Here is a 22,748-nt window from a genome sequence, read left to right as displayed (position 1 = left end):
GGAACGGTCGCTTCCTTTGTACTCACCCTCGCGGGCTTTCCTCCGGGCGCTTCCCTTCGTTCTTGCGTTTCCGACTCTATCAGATCTTTTCTCGATCCGATTTCCTCGGTGCTTTCCAGGTTCTCGCTTTCGCGTTTCCCTTTCCGGCGGTTCCGACTTTATCAGAAGTTCTGAGCCGGATTTCCCACCCGATCCGGGGCAACCCTGGTCCAGCACATGGAGCTCTGGGGGGTTCCCGCTCGGGCGGAGCCGTAAACGTACTGGAGCGGGCCGCCCCGATGCAAATCGGGGCGGCCCGCTCCTAGTTCACGCAGCCGGCGTGTCAGACCTCCACGACCACCGGGAGGATCATCGGCCTGCGGCGATAGGTGTCCGAGACCCACTTGCCCAGGGTGCGCCGGATCAGTTGCTGCAGCTGGTGCGGCTCCACGACGCCGTCCTGGGCGGAGCGCTCCAGGACCTCGTTGATCTTCGGGACGACACCCGTGAAGGCCGAGTCCTCGATGCCGGAACCCCGGGCCTGGATGTGCGGGCCGCCGGTGATCTTGCCGGTGGACGAGTCCACCACCACGAAGACCGAGATGATGCCCTCGTCACCGAGGATCTTGCGGTCCTTCAGGGCCGGCTCGCCCACGTCGCCCACGGAGAGGCCGTCGACGTACACGTACCCGGCCTGCACCTTGCCGGAGATCCGGGCCTTGCCCTCGACCAGGTCGACGACCACGCCGTCCTCGGCGATGACGATCCGGTCGTGCGGGACGCCGGTCATCGCGCCCAGCTCGGCGTTGGCGCGCAGGTGGCGCCATTCGCCGTGCACCGGCATCAGGTTCTTCGGGCGGCAGATGTTGTAGAAGTACAGCAGCTCGCCCGCGGACGCGTGGCCCGAGACGTGCACCTTGGCGTTGCCCTTGTGCACGACGTTGGCGCCCCAGCGGGTCAGCCCGTTGATCACGCGGTAGACCGCGTTCTCGTTGCCCGGGATGAGGGACGACGCCAGGATCACCGTGTCGCCCGGGACGATCCGGATCTGGTGGTCGCGGTTGGCCATCCGGGACAGCGCGGCCATCGGTTCGCCCTGGGAGCCCGTGCAGACCAGGACCACCTCGTGGTCCGGAAGGTCGTCGAGGGTCTTGACGTCCACGACCAGGCCCGGCGGGACCTTGAGGTAGCCGAGGTCGCGGGCGATGCCCATGTTGCGGACCATCGAGCGGCCGACGAAGGCGACCCGGCGGCCGTACTCGTGGGCCGCGTCCAGGATCTGCTGGATGCGGTGGACGTGGCTGGCGAAGCTCGCCACGATGATCCGCTTGCGGGCTCCGGCGAAGACCTGGCGCAGGACGTTGGAGATCTCGCGCTCGGGCGGGACGAAGCCGGGGACCTCGGCGTTCGTCGAGTCGGCGAGCAGGAGGTCGATGCCCTCCTCGCTGAGCCGGGCGAACGCGTGCAGGTCGGTGAGGCGGCTGTCCAGCGGAAGCTGGTCCATCTTGAAGTCGCCGGTGTGCACCGCCATGCCGGCGGGGGTGCGGATGGCGACCGCCAGGGCGTCCGGGATGGAGTGGTTGACCGCGATGAACTCGCAGTCGAAGGGGCCGATGCGCTCGCGGTTCCCCTCCGCCACCTCCAGGGTGTACGGGCGGATCCGGTGCTCCTGGAGCTTGGCCTCGATGAGCGCGAGGGTCAGCTTGGAGCCGATCAGCGGGATGTCCGGCTTCTCGCGGAGCAGGAAGGGGACGCCGCCGATGTGGTCCTCGTGGCCGTGGGTGAGGACGATGCCCTCGATGTCGTCGAGGCGGTCCCGGATGGACGAGAAGTCCGGAAGGATCAGGTCGATTCCGGGCTGCTCCTCCTCGGGGAAGAGCACTCCGCAGTCGACGATCAGCAGGCGGCCGCCGTATTCGAAGACCGTCATGTTGCGGCCGATCTCGCCGAGACCGCCGAGCGGGGTGACACGCAGGCCGCCCTCGGGGAGCGACGGGGGCGGTCCGAGTTCAGGATGCGGATGACTCAAAAGACTCTCCTCACCACGCGCGCCACGTACCGGTCGGGCACGTGGCGCGCATGACGTTCGTGCAGAAGCAGTTGTCGTTGTGGGGTGCGGGCACCGGTGCCCCGCTGTTCGGTTGTCGATTCAGTTGTGAAGCTCGGGTGGTGCCAAGTCTGTTGTCAGAGCTGTACCCCGCCGGCGGCAAGATCGATCTTGAGCTGGGCGATCTCCTCGGGTGAGCACTCCACCATGGGGGCGCGCAGGGGTCCCGCGGGCAGCCCCTGGAGGGCGAGTGCGGCCTTGGTGGTCATGACGCCCTGGGTACGGAACATTCCCGTGTAGACCGGGAGCAGCTTCTGGTGGATCTCCGTGGCCTTGACGACGTCGCCCGAGGTGTACGCGTCGACGAGGGCGCGCAGGTCGGGGGTGACGACGTGGCCGACGACGGAGACGAAGCCGACCGCGCCCACGGAGAGCAGCGGCAGGTTCAGCATGTCGTCACCGGAGTACCAGGCGAGTCCGGACTGCGCGATGGCCCAGCTGGCGCGGCCGAGGTCGCCCTTGGCGTCCTTGTTGGCGACGATCCTCGGGTGCTCGGCCAGGCGGACCAGGGTCTCGGTGTTGATCGGGACACCGCTGCGACCGGGGATGTCGTAGAGCATGACCGGCAGCCCGGTGGTGTCCGCGATGGTGGTGAAGTGCCGGTACAGGCCCTCCTGAGGGGGCTTGTTGTAGTACGGCGTCACGACCAGCAGGCCGTGCGCGCCGGCGCGCTCCGCCTCGCGGGCCAGTTCGATGCTGTGGCGGGTGTCGTTGGTGCCGACTCCGGCCACGACGTGGGCGCGGTCGCCGACCGCCTCCACCACGGCTCGTACGAGATCCGATTTCTCCGCATTACTGGTGGTGGGGGACTCGCCGGTGGTGCCGTTGATGATCAGGCCGTCGTTGCCTGCGTCCACCAGGTGGGCGGCGAGCCACTGCGCGCCGTCGAGGTCGAGTGCGCCGTCCGCCGTGAAGGGCGTGACCATGGCGGTGAGGACCCGCCCGAAGGGGGTCTGCGGAGTCGAGGTCGGAGCCATGGGTAACACGCTACTCGGTGCTCCGGGCGTGGTCTGCCCTTGGGGGGGCCGGGTAAATCAGGACAAATATGGAGCCCGGCACTGCCTGCTCGGGGGTTCAAGCAGTGCCGGGTCCGTTTGATCAGGCTAGATGAACTTCTCGGAATGCCGCAATACGGACACTTCGCCCGGCTGATCCGTACATCCGTTCCGCGTGGGGGAACAGGGCTTCGTCACGGAGCCACACGTCCGTTCGCGTTGAAAGCGGCATATGTGAGCGGCATGAGCCTGGCCCATTCCGCCTCCATCCGCTCGCCCACCATCTCGATCTCCCGCTGCGGGAAGGACGGCACCTTGGCCAGTTCGTGCTGGGTGCGCAGGCCGAGGAAGTGCATCAGGGACCGGGCGTTGCAGGTGGCGTACATCGAGGAGAACAGGCCGACGGGAAGGGCGGCGCGGGCCACCTCGCGGGCGACGCCCTCGGCGAGGAGCTTCTGGTACGCCGCGTACGCCTGCTCGTAGGACTCCTCGAGCGTGCTGCGTACGGCCTCCTGCTGGGCCTGGGTGCCCTCGACGAAGACGTACTTGCCCGGGCGGCCCTCCTGGACCAGCTTGCGGTCGTCGCCGGGGACGTAGAAGACCGGCTGGAGCTCCCGGTAGCGGCCCGACTCCTCGTTGTAGGACCAGCCGACCCGGTGCCGCATGAACTCGCGGAAGACGAAGATCGGGGCGCTGATGAAGAAGGTCATCGAGTTGTGCTCGAACGGGCTGCCGTGCCGGTCGCGCATCAGGTAGTTGATCAGGCCCTTGGAGCGCTCCGGGTCCTTCTTCAGCTCGTCCAGCGACTGCTCGCCGACAGTGGAGACGCGGGCGGCGAAGAGGACGTCGGCGTCCGACGCACTGGACTTCACCAGCTCGACGGTGACATCGCTGCGGAAAGTGAGCGACTCGGGGGTGGTCACGGGGGTCCTTCCCATCACTTCTTGAGGTTCGCGCCCACTGTACGGGGCACCCCTGACAGTCCCGGACAGTGACCTTGCCACGCATTTCTCCGGACATGGGCACCTTTTGTGCCACTCGAGCGTCTGTACCGGTGAGGCCTGATCGTTCGACCCCGAAAGGAGCTGAACCCGCGATGTTCCGCCCCCAGCAACCGCCGGGAGGTACCCCCAGTGAGCACGTGCCCTTCGCCTTCCCGGCCGAGGCGGACAGGTTCCGCAGCAACGTCGCTCCGCCGCCCCGTGAGCGGGCCTCGTTCGGCGAGGTGGCCGGGCGCTGGCTGCTGGGCCTGACCCTCGTCGCAGGGCTCGTCGGTGCCCTGGTCCTCGGGATGCCGGCGCTGTCCACGCCGTCCAGTACGCCGGCCCAGCAGTCCCAGGCCTCGCAGGGGCACGCCCAGGGGCACTGACCCTTCCGGCGGCCCACGGGTGGTGGGCGGGAACCGCGCCGGATAGCCTCACCGGGCACAGCCCCAGCGAGGATCGAGTGAGGACCAGCCGTGCCCCTGCCCTTCCTGACGGCCGATCGCTCCTTCGACGCGGCTTCCGAGAGCCCGTTGCCCTACGACGACCGGGACCGCTGGCGGCGGCCGTACCGGCCCGGGCCGTGGCGGGTGGGCGGTGCCGCCCTGGGACTTCTGCTCTCCTCGTTCGTTCTGTTCGGGGCGGTCCTCATCGTCCTGACCGACTCGGTGTCCGCCGCGGGCCTGGTCCTCACCCTGGCGCTGGCCGTCATCGCCTCCGCGCTGCGCGTGCTGCGCATGGGCGTGTGGGTGAGCGCGCGCGGGCTGCGCCAGGTGGGCTTCCTGGTGACGCGTACGGTGCCCTGGCAGCGGGTGATCGCGGTCCGGACCGCTCAGCAGCCGGTGCGCTGGCTGGGGCTGCCGCGCACCGTGCAGGGGCAGGCCCTGACGCTCGTGCGCAAGGACCGGGCCGTCGAGGACACGCCACCGCTGCTGACCACGCACTCCCTGGACTTCCTGCACCGGCCCGCGGCCTTCGACCGGGCGGCGGACACGGTGGAGGCGTGGGCCGCGGAGTACGGGCGCGGCTGACCGGCGCCGGAACACGCCGAAGGGGCCGGGCCGCGTGTACCGCGGTCCGGCCCCTTCGTCGTACCGGCTGTGCCGTCCCGGCCGGCTCAGACCTGGACGGGCCTGCCGTCGTGCAGGGCGATGGCCCGCTGCATCGCCTTGCGGGCGCGCGGGGTGTCCCGGGCGTCGTGGTAGGCGACGGCGAGCCGGAACCAGCTGCGCCAGTCGTCCGGGGCGTCCTCGGTCTCGGCCTTGCGCCGGGCGAACACCTCGTCCGCCGAGTCGCGGTCGATGCGGCCGCTCGGGGTGCGCCGCAGCTCGTCGACGGGCAGGCCGCCCTCGGCCTCGAGTTCGGCGGCGAGCTGGTTGGCCCTGCGGACGAACTGGGTGTTCTTCCACAGGAACCACAGGCCGATGACCGGCAGGATCAGCACCGCCACGCCGAAGGTGACGGTCAGGAGGGTGCCGGTCTGGATGAGCATCACGCCGCGGCTGCCGACCAGGACGAAGTAGAAGACCAGGACGGCGGCCGTGACGAGGTAGGTGATCTTCGCGCGCATGACGTGTTCGGTCTCAGCTCAGGTCGAGGAAGTTTTCCAGGCCGAAGGTGAGGCCCGGGGTCGAGACCACGCGGCGGGCGCCGAGCAGGATGCCCGGCATGAAGCTGCTGTGGTGCAGGGAGTCGTGGCGGACGGTGAGGGTCTCGCCCTCGGCGCCGAGCAGCACCTCCTGGTGGGCGAGCAGGCCGCGCAGCCGGACGGAGTGCACGGGGACGCCGTCGACGTCGGCCCCGCGGGCACCGTCCAGGGCGGTCACGGTGGCGTCCGGCGCGGGGGCCGTACCGGCCTGGCGGCGGGCCTCGGCGATGAGCTGGGCGGTGCGCGTGGCGGTCCCGGAGGGGGCGTCCACCTTGTTCGGGTGGTGCAGCTCGACGACCTCGACCGACTCGAAGTACGGGGCGGCGATCTGCGCGAACTTCATGGTGAGCACGGCGCCGATGGAGAAGTTCGGCGCGATGAGCACACCGGTCTGCGGGAACTGGGCGAGCCAGCCCGTCAGCTGCGCGAGGCGGTCCTCGGTCCAGCCCGTCGTGCCGACGACCGCGTGGATGCCGTGGCGCACGCAGAAGTCGAGGTTGCCCATGACGGAGGCGGGGGTGGTGAGTTCGACGGCGACCTGGGCGCCGCTCTCCGCCAGGGTCTCCAGCCTGTCACCGCGGCCGAGGGCGGCGACCAGCTCCATGTCCTCGGCGGCCTCGACCGCCCGTACCGCCTCGGAGCCGATCCGGCCCTTGGCGCCGATTACCGCCACGCGCAGCTTGCTCATCTGTTGCTTCCTTACGGAGGTGATTAGGCGACGGCGTCGTGCAGCCGAGCGGCCTGCTTGTCCTTGAGCGGGCCGATGACCGACAGCGACGGGCGTTGGCCCAGGATGTCCCGGGCGACCGACCGGACCTCGTCCGGGGTGACCGCGGCTATCTTCGCCAGCATGTCGTCCACGGACATCTGCTCGCCCCAGCACAGCTCACTCTTGCCGATGCGGTTCATCAGCGCGCCGGTGTCCTCCAGACCCAGGACGGTGGAGCCCTGGAGCTGGCCGACGGCCCTGCCGATCTCGTCGTCGGAGAGACCGTTCTGGGCGACCTGGTCGAGCTCGTCCCGGCAGATCCTCAGCACGTCGTGCACCTGGCTGGGCCGGCAGCCGGCGTAGACGCCGAACAGGCCGCAGTCGGCGAAGCCCGAGGTGTACGAGTACACGCTGTAGGCGAGCCCGCGCTTCTCCCGGACCTCCTGGAAGAGGCGGGAGGACATGCCGCCGCCGAGGGCGGTGTTGAGCACGCCCATCGCCCATCGGCGTTCGTCGGCGCGGGCGAGGCCCGGCATGCCGAGGACGACGTGCGCCTGCTCGGTCTTGCGGGCGAGCAGCTCCACCTTGCCGGTCGTGCGGATCGAGCGGCGGCCGTCGCGCGGGGCGATGGGCTGCGCGCCGAGGTCCTTGAAGGCTTCCGCCTTCTCGAAGGCGGCGCGTACCTGCCGTACGACCTTGTTGTGGTCGATGTTGCCGGCGCAGGCGACCACGAGGTGGGTCGGGTCGTAGTGCTTCTTGTAGAAGCGGCGGATGCGGTCGGCGGTGAGGGCGTTGACCGTGTCGACGGTGCCGAGGACCGGCCGGCCGAGGGCGTTGTCACCGAACATGGTGTGCGCGAACAGGTCGTGCACGCAGTCGCCCGGGTCGTCCTCGGTCATCGCGATCTCTTCGAGGATCGCGCCGCGCTCGACGTTGACGTCGTCCTCGAGGATCAGCGAGCCGGTCAGCATGTCGCAGACGACGTCGATGGCGAGCGGCAGGTCGGTGTCGAGCACGCGCGCGTAGTAGCACGTGTACTCCTTGGCCGTGAAGGCGTTCATCTCGCCGCCGACGGCGTCTATGGCGGCGGAGATGTCCAGCGCGCTGCGCTTGGCGGTGCCCTTGAAGAGCAGATGCTCCAGGTAGTGCGTGGCGCCGTTCAGCGACGGGGTCTCGTCGCGGGAGCCCACGTGCGCCCAGATGCCGAAGGTGGCCGAGCGCACAGAGGGCAGGGTCTCGGTGACGATGCGCAGGCCGCCGGGGAGGGTGGTCTTGCGTACCGTGCCGATGCCGCCGGTGCCCTTGATGAGGGTTTGGGTACGGGCGACGGCCCGCGCCTCCGAGGAGGTGCGGGCCGTCGCCTTGGAGCCACGGGACGTCACTGGTCGGCGTCGTCCTTCTTCGTCTCGTCGCCTTCTTCGCCCTCGATCACCGGAACGAGGGACAGCTTGCCGCGGGAGTCGATCTCGGCGATCTCGACCTGGACCTTCTGGCCCACACCGAGGACGTCCTCGACGTTCTCCACGCGCTTGCCACCGGCGAGCTTGCGGATCTGCGAGATGTGCAGCAGACCGTCCTTGCCCGGGAGCAGCGACACGAACGCGCCGAAGGTCGTCGTCTTCACGACGGTGCCCAGGTAGCGCTCGCCGACCTCCGGCATGGTCGGGTTGGCGATGCCGTTGATCGTGGCGCGGGCGGCCTCGGCGGCCGGGCCGTCGGCGGCACCGATGTAGATGGTGCCGTCGTCCTCGATCGTGATCTCGGCGCCGGTGTCCTCCTGGATCTGGTTGATCATCTTGCCCTTGGGGCCGATGACCTCACCGATCTTGTCCACGGGGATCTTGACGGTGATGATCCGCGGGGCGTTCGGGGACATCTCGTCCGGCGTGTCGATCGCTTCCATCATCACGTCGAGGATGTGGAGGCGGGCGTCGCGGGCCTGCTTGAGGGCCGCGGCCAGGACGGAGGCGGGGATGCCGTCCAGCTTGGTGTCGAGCTGGAGAGCGGTCACGAACTCCTTGGTGCCGGCGACCTTGAAGTCCATGTCGCCGAAGGCGTCCTCCGCACCGAGGATGTCGGTGAGGGCGACGTAGTGCGTCTGGCCGTCGATCTCCTGGGAGATCAGACCCATGGCGATACCGGCGACCGGGGCCTTGAGCGGCACACCGGCGTTCAGCAGCGACATGGTGGAGGCGCAGACCGAGCCCATGGACGTCGAGCCGTTGGAGCCGAGGGCCTCGGACACCTGGCGGATCGCGTAGGGGAACTCCTCGCGGGTCGGCAGGACCGGCACGATCGCGCGCTCGGCGAGCGCGCCGTGGCCGATCTCGCGGCGCTTCGGGGAGCCGACGCGGCCCGTCTCACCGACGGAGTACGGCGGGAAGTTGTAGTTGTGCATGTAGCGCTTGCGGGTCACCGGGGAGAGGGTGTCCAGCTGCTGCTCCATGCGGAGCATGTTCAGGGTGGTGACGCCCAGGATCTGGGTCTCGCCACGCTCGAACAGCGCCGAGCCGTGCACGCGCGGGATGGCCTCGACCTCGGCGGCCAGCGTACGGATGTCCGTGACGCCGCGGCCGTCGATGCGGACCTTGTCCTTGATGACGCGCTCGCGGACCAGCTTCTTGGTCAGCGCGCGGTACGCGGCGGAGATCTCCTTCTCGCGGCCCTCGAACTGCGGGAGCAGCTTCTCGGCGGCGATGTCCTTGACGCGGTCCAGCTCGGCCTCGCGGTCCTGCTTGCCGGCGATGGTGAGCGCCTGGGCGAGCTCGCTCTTGACCGCGGCGGTCAGGGCCTCGAGGACGTCGTCCTCGTAGTCCAGGAAGATCGGGAACTCGGCGGTCGGCTTGGCGGCCTTCGCGGCGAGGTCCGACTGCGCCTTGCACAGGACCTTGATGAAGGGCTTCGCGGCTTCGAGGCCGGCGGCCACGACTTCCTCGGTCGGCGCCTCGGCGCCGCCCTTGACGAGCTGGATGGTCTTGTCGGTGGCCTCGGCCTCGACCATCATGATCGCGACGTCGCCGTCCTCCAGGACGCGACCGGCGACGACCATGTCGAAGACGGCGTCCTCGAGCTCGGTGTGCGTCGGGAACGCGACCCACTGGCCGTTGATCAGCGCGACGCGGACGCCGCCGACCGGGCCGGAGAAGGGCAGACCGGCCAGCTGGGTGGACGCGGAGGCGGCGTTGATCGCCACGACGTCGTACAGGTGGTCGGGGTTGAGCGCCATGATCGTGGCGACGACCTGGATCTCGTTGCGAAGGCCCTTCTTGAAGGACGGACGCAGCGGACGGTCGATGAGACGGCAGGTGAGGACGGCGTCCTCGGAGGGCCGGCCCTCACGGCGGAAGAAGCTGCCGGGGATCTTGCCCGCGGCGTACATGCGCTCCTCGACGTCCACCGTCAGGGGGAAGAAGTCGAGCTGGTCCTTGGGCCTCTTGGAGGCGCTGGTGGCCGACAGCACCATGGTGTCGTCGTCCAGGTACGCGACGGCGGAGCCGGCGGCCTGCTTGGCCAGGCGGCCCGTCTCGAAGCGGATGGTGCGGGTGCCGAAGGCGCCATTGTCGATGACGGCCTCGGCGTAGTGGGTCTCGTTCTCCACTAGCGTTTTCTCCTCGTCTTCGTCCCTCACCGCCCGTGTGGCAGGGGGACGTTTGTGGAGAGGCGCTCCGTCTGGTGCGGGCCGGTCTTCGATCGAAGCACCCGGGGCTCACTTCCCCCCGGGGGCCACTACCGAGGACCGGCGGCGGCGAGGTGCGCTCCTCCTCGTTCTGTTTCGTACGGGTTCTGCCGTACGTGTTCCGTGTCGTGCGTACTGCGTTGTGCTACCACACTACAAAGCGGGTATGACACCGCGCACGTTCCGCACGTACGGCAAAGGGAGCGGCCCCCGAGTCCTTTCGGGAACCGCTCCCTTCACGGCGTCTTACTTCGCGCCCGCCGCACCGCGGCGGATGCCCAGACGGTCGACCAGCGTACGGAAGCGCTGGATGTCCTTCTTCGCCAGGTACTGCAGCAGGCGACGGCGCTGACCGACCAGGATCAGCAGACCACGGCGGGAGTGGTGGTCGTGCTTGTGGGTCTTCAGGTGCTCCGTCAGGTCGGAGATGCGACGCGAGAGCATGGCGACCTGGACCTCGGGGGAGCCGGTGTCGCCCTCCTTGGTACCGAACTCGGTGATGATCTGCTTCTTCGTAGCGGCGTCGAGCGACACGCGTACTCCTCATAGTCTGTAAGTGCCATCGAGTGCCCCCGGTCCACATCTCGGGGGAGCTTCCACGACTCGGGAGGCGGGGATCCGCTGGGCGCGGCCACCAGAGCGACAGGGGATGCCTGCGGTTGCTCCGGGGGTGCGTACACAAACGGCCGTCGACCAGGGTACCAGGCGGGCGAGGGGCCCCTGTCCCCGGTTCCGGAACGCCCCGGAGCGGGGGGTGGCCGCCACTAGGGTGAGCCCACTGAGCGTACGGACGTCGGGAAGGGGTCGCTTCGGGATGGCGGAGTCGGAAGCGGAGATGAAGGCACGCAAGGAGCGGGAGCGGGACGAGCTGTACGCGCTCGACATCTCGGACGCCGAGTGGCACTGCGCGCCGGGCACCGAGGAGGACGAGGAGCGGGTCGAGATCGCGTACCTGCCGGCGGGGGCGGTGGCGATGCGCTCCTCCCTCGACCCGGGCACCGTCCTGCGGTACACGGAGGCCGAGTGGCGTGCCTTCGTCCTGGGCGCCCGCGACGGCGAGTTCGACCTGAAGCCGGTGCCGCACGACGGTGAGCTCGCGGCGGACTGAGCGGAGCACGGCGAAGGGCGGCACGCGCGCGTGCCGCCCTTTTTCGGTGCCGTCGGGTCGCCGTGTCGCCTAGCTGGTCATCGCCCGGGCCCGCGCGTAGACGTCGAAGACGGCCAGCGCCAGCGGGATCAGCGTGAGCAGCACGAAGCTCTCGGCGATCTCCAGGAAGCGTCCCCAGAAGGGGGTGACGCCGCGCCGCGGGGTGATCAGGGCGATCGCGGTGACCAGGGCGATGGCCGCGCCGACCGCCGCGGCGAGCCAGACGCTGCGGATGTCGAGGGCGGTGGTGTCGCCCTGGAAGGCGTCGATCACGTAGTCGCGCGGCGGGTTCAGGGCGAGCCCGAGGCCGAGGAAGACGATCGCGGCGAGGCCGGCGGCCAGCGTGGCGCCGACCTGCTGGGTGTAGCGGAACAGGTGCGCCCGCATCAGCATCGCCACACCGGTCGCGAGGGCCAGGAGCTGGGCCCAGGTGTTGCTGGAGAAGCCGAGGACGATCGAGGCGCCGACGGCGACGAGGGCGCAGCCGCCGACGAGGCCGACGAGGAGTTCGTGGCCGCGGCGGGCCTGGGCGGCCACCCGTTCGGCGTCCACGGGCTCCTGCGCAGCGGGCTCGCCGCCGCCGTAGCCGCCGCGGGACGGGTTGGGCGGTTCGAAGCCGATGGGCAGCCGCGCGAAGCGCATGGACAGACCCGGCAGGAAGGCCAGCGCCACGACGGACAGCGGGGCGCAGATCGCGGCCGTCTCGATGGGCCTCAGCCCGGTGAGGACCGCGATGAAGGTGGTGATCACGCCGATGGTGGAGGCGAAGACGAACGCCACGAAGGGGCTGTCGCCGCCCGGCGACACCAGGGTGAGCACCACGGAGGCGACGAGGACCGCCGCGCAGGCGAGCAGGAACTGCAGCCGTCCGATGCCCTCGCCGCCGGAGAGCGGCAGCAGTCCGGAGCCGGCCACGCCGATGTTCGGGAGCGCCCCGAGTCCGAGCGCGACCGCGGAGCCCCGGTCGTCGTACACACGCGCGCGTACGCAGGCGATGCCGACGAGCAGGACGCCGGTGACGCCCGCGACGATGCCCTGCAGGCTGTTCATGTCGTGCCGGATCTGCGAGCTCCACGCCACGAAGGCGAGGAGCGCGGGCAGGATGCCGGCCGCGACCAGGCCGGCGGCACGGGTGAGGTCGCCGCTCCACAGGGCGCGGTCGCGGGTGACGGCGGAGGCCACCGCCTCGGAGACGTCGTCGAGGACGGCGGGCGGCAGCGACTCGGCGAACGGGCGCAGGGTGAGCAGTTCGCCGTCGAGGATGCGCTGGGCGGTGAAGGAGCGGGCGCCGTCGAGGACGGTGCCGTCCCGCCGTACGAGGTGGTAGCCGACCGGCGCGCCCTCGGCGGGGCTCTGCTGGGAGAGGCGCAGGATCTCCGGGTACAGGTCGGCGACCGGTACGTCGTCGGGCAGGGCCACGTCGATACGGCTGTCGGGCGCCACGATGGTGACCCGGCAGAAGCCGAATCCCATGCCCGCCCCGGAAGGGGCTCCGGTGCCCGGTCCGCTGGTCGCGCCGGCCGGCGCGGAGGCCGTCATGCTCACCTGCTGTTCCCCCTCGTCGGTGGGGCGGGCCCGCGGTGCCGCCGCGCACCCTTCCGCCCGTAAAGATCCTGTGTAGGTTGAGCCGCGCCGTGCGTTCCCTCGGCCGACCGCGGGGTCGCATCCGGGGTTCGCGGGGTGGCGCTCGCTGCGAACCGTTGCGGATTGCCCGGGTTTTCCCGGAACGATTCGCAACTGCTCACGCGTCTCACCGGCACCCTACCGCCCGCCGTTGTCCGTGGTTGTCAGTAGGATCGCGCTTCGCGGTCGACGTTCGCCCGACACGGGGCGGCGGACGAAAAATCTCGGCCCGGCAAGGGAATTGGTGCGTAGTGAGCCACATCGTCGTCAAGCGCCCGCCGCGGGCACTGCCGAAGGAAGTGCCCACGGACGAGGTCGTACTGCAGGCGCCGCCGGAGCTCCCGCGCGGCCAGCAGGAGGGCGCGCTGATGCAGCTCCTGCCCATGCTCGGCATGGGCGGGTCGGTGGTGTTCTTCTTCAACCCCCAGGCCCAGCCGTTCATGAAGATCATGGGCCTGGTGATGGTGGCGTCGACGATCGGCATGGGCATCTCGATGCTCGTCCGCTACCGGCGCGGCAGCCAGGGGCAGATGGCCGACATGCGCCGCGACTACCTCCGCTACCTGTCGCAGACCCGGCGTGAGGCGCTGGGCACCGCGAAGGCGCAGCGCGACGCCCAGTTCTACCTGCACCCTTCACCCGAGCAACTGTGGGCGCTGGTCGCCGAGGGCAGCCGGGTGTGGGAACGGCGCACCGGCGACGAGGACTTCGGGCAGGTACGGGTGGGCCTCGGCCCGCAGGCGCTGGCAACTCCCCTGATTCCGCCGCAGACCGCCCCGGTCGACGAGCTGGAACCGCTGACCGCCGGCGCCATGCAGCGCTTCCTGGCCACCCACAGCGCCCTGGACGACCTGCCGATGGCGGTGTCGCTGCGGGCCTTCTACCACGTGACGGTCAGCGGCGAGCCGGGCACCGTGCGCGGCACCGCCCGCGCCGTCGCCGGCTCCCTCGCGTCGCTGCACTCCCCCGAGGACCTGGTCCTCGCCGTCGTCACCGGCCGCGAGTCGGCGCCCGAGTGGGAGTGGGCCAAGTGGCTGCCGCACGCGCAGGCCCCGGGCCTCGCCGACGGCGCCGGCAGCATGCGCCTGATCACCACCAGCCCGGTGGAGCTGGAGGACCGGCTCGCCTCCCGTCTCCAGGGCCGCCCCCGGTTCCACCCCGGCGCGCCGCCGGTCGCCGAGCAGCCGCACGTGGTGGTCGTGCTCGACGGGGTCTCGCTGCCGCCCACGTCGCTGCTGGCCAGCCCCGAGGGTCTGCAGGGCGTGACGGTTCTGGAGGTGGTACCCGGCGACCTCACCATCGGCCGCGGCGACCTCTCCGTCGTCGTGCATCCCGAGGAGCTGCGCCTGGAGTCGGCGCACGGCATGGTCTACGAGGGAACGCCGGACGTCCTGTCGTACGAGGCCGCCGAGGCACTGGCCCGCCAGCTGGCGCCGCTGCGGATGGGTTCGGGCGGGGACGACGACGAACCGCTGCTCGCCAACCTGGAGTTCACGGACCTGCTGAACCTCGGCGACGCGGCCTCGGTCGACACCAAGCGGACCTGGCGGCCGCGCTCGCAGTCGGAGCGGCTGCGCGTGCCCATCGGTCTCGGCGAGGACGGCCGGCCCGTGATGCTGGACCTCAAGGAGGCCGCCCAGGAGGGCATGGGCCCGCACGGCCTGTGCGTCGGTGCGACCGGCTCCGGCAAGTCCGAGCTGCTGCGCACGCTCGTGCTCGGCCTCGCCGTGACCCACTCCTCCGAGACGCTGAACTTCGTCCTCGCCGACTTCAAGGGCGGTGCCACGTTCGCGGGCATGGCCCAGATGCCCCACGTGGCGGCCGTGATCACCAACCTCGCGGACGACCTCACCCTCGTCGACCGCATGGGCGACTCGATCCGCGGTGAGCTCAACCGCCGCCAGGAGATGCTCCGCGACGCGGGCAACTACGCGAACATCCACGACTACGAGAAGGCACGCGCGGCGGGCGCCCCGCTGCAGCCGATCCCCTCCCTCGTCCTGGTGATCGACGAGTTCAGCGAACTGCTCACCGCGAAGCCCGACTTCATCGAGATGTTCGTGCAGATCGGCCGCATCGGCCGTTCGCTGGGCGTGCACCTGCTGCTCGCCTCGCAGCGTCTGGAGGAGGGCCGCCTGCGCGGCCTGGAGACCTACCTCTCCTACCGCATCGGTCTGCGGACGTTCTCCGCGGCCGAGTCACGCGCGGCGCTGGGCGTGCCGGACGCCTACGAGCTGCCGAACGTCCCGGGTTCCGGCTTCCTGAAGTTCGGCACCGACGAGATGGTGCGCTTCAAGGCGGCGTACGTCTCCGGCGTGTACCGCACGAGCTCGCAGGCGGCGGCCGCGCTGGGCGGCCCGCTGCCCGTCGACCGCAGGCCGGTGCTGTTCACGGCGGCCGAGGTCCCGGTGCAGTACGCGCCGGTCCCCCAACAGCGCCAGGAGACGTCCGAGAAGCAGCAGGACGACGCGCTCGCGGACACCGTCCTCGACGTGATCGTGCGGCGCCTGGAGGCCCAGGGCCCGGCCGCCCACCAGGTGTGGCTGCCCCCGCTGGACAGCCCGCCGTCGCTGGACGCGCTGCTTCCCGGGCTCGCCCCGGTGCCCGGCCGCGGCATGACCCAGCCCGGCTACGAGGGCGCGGGCCGGCTCGTCATCCCGGTCGGCCTCGTCGACAAGCCGTACGAGCAGCGGCGCGACCCGCTGTGGACGGACTTCGGCGGCGCGGCCGGCCACATGCAGATCGTCGGCGGCCCGCAGTCCGGCAAGTCGACGCTGCTGCGCTCGATCATCGCCTCGTTCGCGCTCACCCACACCCCTCAGGAAGTGCAGCTCTACGGCCTGGACTTCGGCGGTGGCGGCATGGCCGCGGTGGCCGGCCTGCCGCACGTGGGCGGCGTCGCCTCCCGGCTGGACCCCGAGAAGGTCCGGCGCACCGCGGCCGAGGTCTACGGCGTCATGACCCGCCGCGAGGAGTACTTCCGCTCCTCGGGGATCTCCTCCATCGCGGAGTTCCGCTCCCGCCGCGCGCGCGGTGACATCTCGGTGACCGACCAGCCCTGGGGCGACGTCTTCCTGGTCATCGACGGCTGGGGCAACTTCCGCACGGACTACGAGGCGCTGGAGCCGCTGGTCCTGGACATCGCGGCGCGCGGTCTCGGCTACGGCATCCACCTCATCCTCACCGCCTCGCGCTCGATGGAGGTCCGCGCGAACCTCAAGGACCACCTGATGAACCGCCTCGAGCTGCGGCTCGGCGACCCGATGGACTCCGAGTTCGACCGCAAGGTCGCGGCCAACGTCCCCACCGGTGTGCCGGGGCGTGGCCAGACGCCGCAGAAGCAGCACTTCATGGCGGCGGTCCCGCGCATCGACGGCCTCTCCTCCGACACGGACCTCGCGGAGGCGACGAGCGCGCTGGCCGCCGAGGTCACCCGCCACTGGCAGGAGCCGGGCGCGCCGGAGGTGCGTCTGCTGCCCCGCGAGTTCCCCGCGGCGCAGCTCCCGCCGGGCGACCGCTTCCCGCAGCGCGGCGTCTCCTTCGCGCTCGACGAGGACAACCTCGAGCCGGTGTTCGTCGACTTCGAGCAGGACCCGTTCTTCCTGGTGTTCGGCGAGAGCGAGTCCGGCAAGTCGAACCTGCTGAAGCTGCTGATCAAGCGCCTCACCGAGCGCTACGACGGCAACAGCTGCAAGCTGTTCGTCGTCGACAACCGCCGCTCGCTGCTCGGTGTGACACCGCCGTCGCACCTGGCGGAGTACATCCCCATGTCGAACCAGATGCAGCACCACATGGACGCCCTGGCCGACCTGATGCAGCGCCGCACCCCGACCGCCGACGTGACCCCGGAGCAGCTGCGCAACCGCAGCTGGTGGCGGGGCCCCACGGTGTACGTCGTCATCGACGACTACGACCTCGTGTCCACGTCGAGCGGCAACCCGCTGGCAGGCCTGACGGAGCTGCTCCCGTTCGCCCGCGACGTCGGCGTCCGCTTCATCATCGCCCGCTCCACGGCGGGCGCCGGCCGCGCCGGCTACGAGTCCTTCATGCAGCGCATCAAGGAACTCGGCGCCCAGGGTGTCGTTCTCGCGGGCGACCCGGCCGAGGGCGACCTGCTGGGCGGCGTACGGCCCCGCCCGATGCCGGCGGGCCGGGGCGTGTTCGTGTCGCGGAAGCGGGGCAAGCCCATGGTGCAGGTGGGGCAGGTCGCGGAAGAGGTGAACTGAGCCCGCCCGGCCCCGGAGTCCTCCGGGCACCGTCGCCCGGAGGACTCAGGTGGAGTTTTCGCACGCACTCGGGATTGCCACTGCGTCCGTTCACACCTGTTGCTACGTTGACCGGAACTGGACAATCCAAAGTGGACGACGATCACTGGACGCGCGGTTCGCGAGGATGGATCACCCATGGCATGGGACGAGTGGGAGCAGCTCAAGAGCGACGCGGTGACGCGCCAGCAGGGCGGGGAGACGCACATGCGGCTCAACCAGCTGCCGGCCGATCCCGGAGGCGGCCCCACGGCGGTCCCCAGCCAGACCGGTGACCTCAAGGTCACCCAACAGGACCTGGCGAAGATCGGCAGCCACGCCCACACCCTGTACACCCAGCTCTGGGACCGGGCGCGGCTGTCGAACACCAGCGTGGACTCGGCGGCCGGTGATCTGACGACGCAGGGGTTCGCCCTCGGCTCGGGGCTGCGGTACGTGTCGGACAAGTGGTCCACGCAGCTCGACTCGTTGCTGGACGCGTGTGCCCACATCTCCAACCACATGCAGGTCACCAAGAAGATCCACGCGGGCGACGAGGCGTACATCCTGCGGCAGATGAGCAGCATCGACACCCTGGACGCCGGCTTCGACGAGCGAGTCGGCGGGCCGGGTGACCACAACCCGGTGTACGGCTCGCCGGCCAAGCCCGAGAACTGACCGCGACGCACGACGGGGACGCCGACTGATGGATCTTGACGCTCTGCGCTTCGCCAACTTCAAGCAGCTCGACGACGCCGTCGAGGACTGGGCACGGATGGTCCGGAATCTGAAGGACCTCGCGGACGACGCCGAGAAGGGCCTGCACCAGGCCGCGAACAAGGCCGACTGGGCCGGTGAGAACAGCCAGGTCAGCAGGGAGTTCATCGGCAAGACGGCCGGGGAGTTCCAGGACGCCCACACCCAGGCGGAGACGATCCACAACATCCTGAGCGACACCGCCGGGGAGCTGAAGGGCTACCAGAAGCAGCTCAACGCGGCGATCGAGCGGGGGCTGAAGAAGAACCTGACCGTGATGGACACCGGCCAGGGAAGTTTCACCGTGACCATGAACGTGCATCCCGACCGCGCCGCGTCCGGCTACACGCCGCCGGAACACTCCGAACAGGACGTCACCGCCCTGCGCGACGAGGTCGAGGGCATACTCACCAAGGCGACGGAGAGCGACGACTCGGCGAAGACGGTGCTCATGGCCCTCGCCGATCAGACGGACCAAGGCTTCTCGGACGCGAAGTACGAGGACCGCGACACGGCCGACGCCGCCATCAGGGAAGCGGACCGGCTGGCCGCCCTCGCCAAGAAGGACCCGGAGGACCTGTCGCCCGCCGACTTCGACCAGCTCAACGCCGGGCTGAAGGAGTACGCCGACGACCCGCTGTTCGCGGAACGGTTCGCCACCGGGCTCGGGCCGGAGGGGACCCTCGAGTTCTGGGCCGGGATCAACGACCCCCACAAGGCGGCCCGGCTGGGACCGGAGCGTGTCGACCAGTACGGTGACCTGCAGCGCAACCTCAGTCTGACGCTGGCCACCGCCTCCCACAGCGACTCGGCCGCCATGACGGCGTGGAAGAGCACGATGATCGGCCTCGGCGATCAGCCCGTCGGCGGTCAGACAGGTCCTTCGGGCTTCCAGGTCATGAGCAACCTGATGCGGGCCGGCGACTACGACGACCAGTTCCTCAAGAGCTACGGCACCGCTCTCATGACCACCGAGCGCAAGCTCACCGGCAACGGCGAGCACCCCAACATGGCCTGGCAGCACATGGGCGTGGATCCCTGGCTCAACCGCATGGGCGACGACAGCGGCGACGACCCGTTGACGGGCTATCTGAAGGCGCTGTCCAGCAGCCCCGATGCGGCCACGGGCTTCCTCACCGAGCAGTACCTGCCCAAGGACGGGGACCACAAGGAGGCCGTCTCCAACTTCCAGTACCTCTTCGAGGACCGGGAGTGGCCCAAGGAGACCAGCCTCACGGGTGACGACATCTTCACCGGGCAGAACAACCTGGCGCTGGCCATCGAGGCGGGCACGACCGGGCATCCCGCGGGCGAACTCCCGACGGCGGACACCCCGGCGCACAACGACCGGCAGGCCGGTCTCATGGCGAGCGTGGTCAAGTCCATCAGCGAGGAACCGGACCGCCTGACCGACCACGGTTACATGTCCGACAGCATCGGGCAGATGGCGTCGGAGTATCTTCCGGACATCAATCGGGCGACCACGGATGTGGAGTCGAGCGGGGACTCCGAGCAGTGGCACGAGATCGAGAAGCTTTTCCCGGTAGCCGGTGCGTCCGCGCAGATGGACCACGCCGACGTGTCCCGTTTTTTGATCTCCGTCGGACAGAACCCGGAAGGCTATTCCGCCGTAGAGGTGGGCCAGAAGGCGTACATGGCGAACCTCATGGACTACCACCTGAACCCGGACCTGCCGCCCGACCAGCGGTATGCCGCCAGTGCCGAGGACACGGTCAAGGAGATCTCCCGGCGGTCGGCTGAGATCGGAGGCTCCCTGGCCATCGGCCGTCAGGAGGCGGTGCTCGGCCCCGCCAAGGCGGCGGACGACGCCTACAACCACGCCGTCTCGCAGTGGCAGAACGTGGCGAACGGCGTCGTCGGCACCGGCATCGGCGTGGGAACGAGCTTCATCGCCACGCCGGTCGTGGGCGCAGCGGTCGGAGGTGCCGCCGGTACCGTGAGCAGTGTCGTGCTCGGCGAGCTCTTCGACGGCGTCGAGGGCAGCCACCTGGAGGACAGCGGGCTCAGCTCCGCCCAGCTCTGGGAGGACAGCCGTGAGCGGAACACCGCATTGGCTCAGCGTGCGGCCGTCGAGGCGGCCAAGGCGCACCACTCTCCGTATGCCGGCCGGGTCGGCGGATGGGCGATGGACGCGACTCAGAACGGCTTCAACGACGCATCCACGAACGGGCGTCACATGGCCGATGATCTCGAGACAGAAATCCCCTAGCCAGGAACCCTGATGCCGCGTATCCGACCCCGTGCCCTTCCGATCCGCATCGCCGGCCTGGTAGCCGCCGGTCTGGCCGTGGCCGGCTGTTCCTCGGGAGGGCCTGAGGCCAAGCGGGAGTACGCCGTTCCGGCGTCTCTCTGCGGGGTTCCCCTGCCCGCATCCGCACTTGAACCGCTTCTTCCAGCGGGGAAGAAGATCTCCTCCGTGAAGAGCGGTCCCTCCGGTTTCACACGTTGCCGACTGGTGGTCGACGGACGAATCGCCGTCACCAGCATCATCGAGCAACGGGCCTCCGAAACGACGTTGAGCGGCGTCGCTTACAGCACCTACGGCATGTCCGATACTGTCGAGAGGGAGGGAAAGTACGTCATCTCCGATGCGCAGGCAGTCGGGCACGCCTCGTGCGACAAGCCGCAGAAGGCGGACCACGAGACCTTCACCATGGTCCGGGCGGATGCCGAGGACGTCGGCAAAGCGACCATGGAGAAGGTCATCAGCAAGTTCACCGACGCGGTTTCCGCATCGAAGCGGTGTGCGGGTTAGAAGACCGGCAGCGCGTGGAGTGAGCTGTCGTTCCTGATGAAAGCCCTGTTGCCGTCGACCGCGAGGCCGTGACGGTCGGCTTCGGGCAGTTCGTAGGTCCAGCCCTGGTATCCGTTCGCCACGTACACGGCGTTCACCGAGGTCTTGTAGGAGTGGTCGATCGTCCACACGCCGGTGCCCTGGACGAGGACGGGGCTGTCGCTGCTGCCCCCGCTCCGGGAAATCCACTTCCTGCCGCCGTCGCCGGTGTCGCGGCGTTCGGGGAACATCCCGCCGGACGCGTACACGGAGTCCGCGTGCACGGTCGCCGGCCCCCACTCCGCGGGGGCCCTGTACATGTCATGAGTGGTCTTCGACCAGATCTCCGAGCCGTCGGTGATCTTCCGCGCGGTCAGCGTCCTGCCGTTGAGGTAGACGACTCCGTTCCGCGCCACGGGCTCGACCTGGAGCTGCTCCGCCTGATTGGGGCGCTCCCACGCCGTCCGGCCGTCACGCGTCGTCACAGCGAGCACGCTGCCGTCGGTCGTGGCCAGCACCAGGCGTCCGCTGTCGACAGCCGCATGAATGGTGATCTTTCCGCGGTAGGGCGCCGGAATCCGCATGGTCCACCGGATCCTGGCGTCGGAGCGGCCCACGCTGCGCAGCCGATGGTCCTTGGTCATGACGTATACGGCCTCGTCGTCCGCGGCGACGAGAGCCGCCGCGCCGGCGTCGGCGGTCCATTTGGCCTCGCCCGTGGAGGGGACGAACGTCCGCACGACTCCGTCGGCGCTCAGGACCGCCAACAGCCGGTCGGAGAGCGAGAGATAGTGGCCGGCCAGTACGTCATTCACATGCCAGCGTTGCTTGCCGTCGACGACGTTGAAGGCGGCGACGCCACCGTAGACGCCGATCACGACGACGTCCCTGATCGGCAGCGGGGCGCGGGAGTCGGAGTCCACGCCGACGTCGGTGTGCCACAGCGGTTTCGGAGAGCCGTCGATGATGTAGTCGCCGTCGTCCGCGAGCAGCAGGCGGGCCTTCGGGGTCCCCGCGGCGGGCGGGGTCGTGAACGGGTCCGCCTTCCGGTCGGCTCCCTTCTGCCGGAGCAGCCACCACCCGGTCGCCCCGCCGCTCGCGGCGAGCACCGTGCCGCCGGCCGCGAACCCGGTGAGCAGGCGCCGTCTCGTCACAGGTGTCGTCGTGCCCGTCGCAGCTGCCGCGGTGAGCTGTCGGACCTGGCGCTCCCGTTCCTTGATCTCGTCCGCCACCGGGCCTCGCCGCCACACCCGGCCACTGTTTCCGGGCGGGGCGAACGCCGCGCTGATCTGCGCGGGACCGGGCCGTGCACCGGCTTCCTTGGCCAGGCAAGGGGCGATGAGCGAATGCAAGTGCGGGGCCAGGCCGTCCCAGCGTGGCTCGCCGTGGACGACCTCGTACTGCACTGCGGCCACATGGACGCCTTCGAAGGCACGCCGACCGGTGGCCGCGTAGACGAGCACGGCCCCCAGGGAGAACACGTCGGCCGCCGGGGTGACCCGCCGCCCCAGCACCTGCTCGGGCGCCCCGTATCCCGGCGTGACCGGGATCTGACCGGTCGTGGTGAGAGTCAGACCGTGTTCGGGCCGGGCGATGCCGAAGTCGATCACCCGTGGCCCGCTCGACGTCAGCACGATGTTCTGCGGTTTGAGATCGCGATGGATGAACCCGGCGGCGTGGATGTCCCCCAGGGTCCGCGCGACGGATGCCGTCAGAGCCCGGACGGCGGTCTCGTCGAGCGGCCCATGGCCGTCGATCGCCTCATCCAGGGTGGGTCCGGCCAGGTATTCGGTGGCGATCCAGGGCCGTCCGCCCTCGGTCTGCGCGCCCAGCACCGCAGCGACGCCCGAACTCCGCACGGCCTGCGCCGCGAGGGCCTCGCGGACGAAGCGGCGGGCGAGGTTCTGGTCGTGGGCGAGTTCGGGCCGGAGCACCTTGATGGCGGCGACCCCTCCCCTGCCGTCCTCACCGACGTACACCTTTCCCATGCCGCCCTCGCCCAGTACACCGAGCAGGCGGTACGGCCCGAGGCGGAGCGGGTCACCGACACCCAGGGTCTTCATCGCTGACTGCCTTCATCTCTCGTC

Annotated in this window: 17 protein-coding genes; 7 read left to right on the top strand and 10 right to left on the bottom strand. The window is 69.9% G+C overall.

The window, feature by feature from the left end; translation table 11 throughout:
• Positions 1 to 322: 322 nt before the first annotated feature.
• The 3 genes from ACWCPN_RS20630 to thyX form a co-directional block, all read right to left on the bottom strand.
• Complete coding sequence (locus ACWCPN_RS20630; RefSeq protein ID WP_451208029.1) at positions 323 to 2,008, bottom strand: ribonuclease J; 1,686 nt, start codon at positions 2,006 to 2,008, stop codon at positions 323 to 325.
• A gap of 155 nt (positions 2,009 to 2,163) precedes the next feature.
• Positions 2,164 to 3,063: a 4-hydroxy-tetrahydrodipicolinate synthase gene (gene dapA, locus ACWCPN_RS20625; protein ID WP_451208026.1), complete on the bottom strand. Its 900-nt coding sequence runs from the start codon at positions 3,061 to 3,063 to the stop codon at positions 2,164 to 2,166.
• A gap of 212 nt (positions 3,064 to 3,275) precedes the next feature.
• On the bottom strand, positions 3,276 to 4,019 hold the full coding sequence (gene thyX / locus ACWCPN_RS20620; RefSeq protein WP_451208023.1) for an FAD-dependent thymidylate synthase: 744 nt from the start codon (positions 4,017 to 4,019) through the stop codon (positions 3,276 to 3,278).
• A 158-nt stretch (positions 4,020 to 4,177) separates the two neighbouring features.
• On the opposite strand from thyX, the gene ACWCPN_RS20615 reads away from it, so the two are divergent.
• Positions 4,178 to 4,450, top strand: a complete 273-nt coding sequence (locus ACWCPN_RS20615) for a hypothetical protein (protein WP_451208020.1) — start codon at positions 4,178 to 4,180, stop codon at positions 4,448 to 4,450.
• A 90-nt stretch (positions 4,451 to 4,540) separates the two neighbouring features.
• Complete coding sequence (locus tag ACWCPN_RS20610; RefSeq protein WP_199212239.1) at positions 4,541 to 5,095, top strand: hypothetical protein; 555 nt, start codon at positions 4,541 to 4,543, stop codon at positions 5,093 to 5,095.
• A gap of 86 nt (positions 5,096 to 5,181) precedes the next feature.
• Here ACWCPN_RS20610 and ACWCPN_RS20605 read toward each other — a convergent pair whose 3' ends face one another.
• The 5 genes from ACWCPN_RS20605 to rpsO form a co-directional block, all read right to left on the bottom strand.
• Positions 5,182 to 5,634, bottom strand: coding sequence for a tetratricopeptide repeat protein (locus tag ACWCPN_RS20605; protein ID WP_199212238.1), 453 nt, complete (start codon positions 5,632 to 5,634; stop codon positions 5,182 to 5,184).
• 13 nt (positions 5,635 to 5,647) lie between these two features.
• A complete protein-coding gene (gene dapB, locus ACWCPN_RS20600) occupies positions 5,648 to 6,400 on the bottom strand; it encodes a 4-hydroxy-tetrahydrodipicolinate reductase (protein WP_451208017.1) in 753 nt (250 codons plus the stop codon).
• Positions 6,401 to 6,423: 23 nt separating this feature from the next.
• Positions 6,424 to 7,803, bottom strand: a complete 1,380-nt coding sequence (locus ACWCPN_RS20595; RefSeq protein WP_199212236.1) for a M16 family metallopeptidase — start codon at positions 7,801 to 7,803, stop codon at positions 6,424 to 6,426.
• Complete coding sequence (locus tag ACWCPN_RS20590; protein WP_451208014.1) at positions 7,800 to 10,019, bottom strand: polyribonucleotide nucleotidyltransferase; 2,220 nt, start codon at positions 10,017 to 10,019, stop codon at positions 7,800 to 7,802. The genes ACWCPN_RS20595 and ACWCPN_RS20590 overlap by 4 nt, the downstream gene beginning before the upstream one ends.
• 324 nt (positions 10,020 to 10,343) lie before the next feature.
• Positions 10,344 to 10,631 (bottom strand): 30S ribosomal protein S15, encoded by a 288-nt coding sequence (gene rpsO, locus ACWCPN_RS20585; protein WP_020138875.1) that lies wholly within the window; start codon positions 10,629 to 10,631, stop codon positions 10,344 to 10,346.
• Positions 10,632 to 10,911: 280 nt separating this feature from the next.
• On the opposite strand from rpsO, the gene ACWCPN_RS20580 reads away from it, so the two are divergent.
• Positions 10,912 to 11,205 carry a DUF397 domain-containing protein gene (locus ACWCPN_RS20580; protein ID WP_199212235.1) on the top strand — a complete coding sequence of 98 codons (294 nt, stop codon included), beginning with the start codon at positions 10,912 to 10,914 and terminating at the stop codon, positions 11,203 to 11,205.
• A 69-nt stretch (positions 11,206 to 11,274) separates the two neighbouring features.
• Here the strand turns inward: ACWCPN_RS20580 and eccD are convergent, their stop codons facing one another.
• Positions 11,275 to 12,783, bottom strand: a complete 1,509-nt coding sequence (gene eccD, locus ACWCPN_RS20575) for a type VII secretion integral membrane protein EccD (protein ID WP_451208062.1) — start codon at positions 12,781 to 12,783, stop codon at positions 11,275 to 11,277.
• A gap of 335 nt (positions 12,784 to 13,118) precedes the next feature.
• On the opposite strand from eccD, the gene eccCa reads away from it, so the two are divergent.
• The 4 genes from eccCa to ACWCPN_RS20555 all read left to right on the top strand — a co-directional run bounded on the left by eccCa (position 13,119) and on the right by ACWCPN_RS20555 (position 20,643).
• Positions 13,119 to 17,093, top strand: a complete 3,975-nt coding sequence (eccCa, locus tag ACWCPN_RS20570; protein WP_451208010.1) for a type VII secretion protein EccCa — start codon at positions 13,119 to 13,121, stop codon at positions 17,091 to 17,093.
• Between the two features lie 177 nt (positions 17,094 to 17,270).
• Positions 17,271 to 17,789: a hypothetical protein gene (locus ACWCPN_RS20565; protein WP_451208007.1), complete on the top strand. Its 519-nt coding sequence runs from the start codon at positions 17,271 to 17,273 to the stop codon at positions 17,787 to 17,789.
• A 28-nt stretch (positions 17,790 to 17,817) separates the two neighbouring features.
• Positions 17,818 to 20,097 (top strand): hypothetical protein, encoded by a 2,280-nt coding sequence (locus ACWCPN_RS20560; RefSeq protein WP_451208004.1) that lies wholly within the window; start codon positions 17,818 to 17,820, stop codon positions 20,095 to 20,097.
• Between the two features lie 12 nt (positions 20,098 to 20,109).
• Positions 20,110 to 20,643, top strand: coding sequence for a hypothetical protein (locus ACWCPN_RS20555; RefSeq protein ID WP_451208001.1), 534 nt, complete (start codon positions 20,110 to 20,112; stop codon positions 20,641 to 20,643).
• On the opposite strand, the gene ACWCPN_RS20550 is transcribed toward ACWCPN_RS20555, so the two are convergent.
• Positions 20,640 to 22,724, bottom strand: a complete 2,085-nt coding sequence (locus tag ACWCPN_RS20550) for a protein kinase domain-containing protein (RefSeq protein WP_451207998.1) — start codon at positions 22,722 to 22,724, stop codon at positions 20,640 to 20,642. The genes ACWCPN_RS20555 and ACWCPN_RS20550 overlap by 4 nt on opposite strands.
• Positions 22,725 to 22,748 lie beyond the last annotated feature (24 nt).

The organism is Streptomyces sp. NPDC002386 (assembly GCF_053593175.1).
This window is presented reverse-complemented; position numbering and strand designations above follow the sequence as displayed.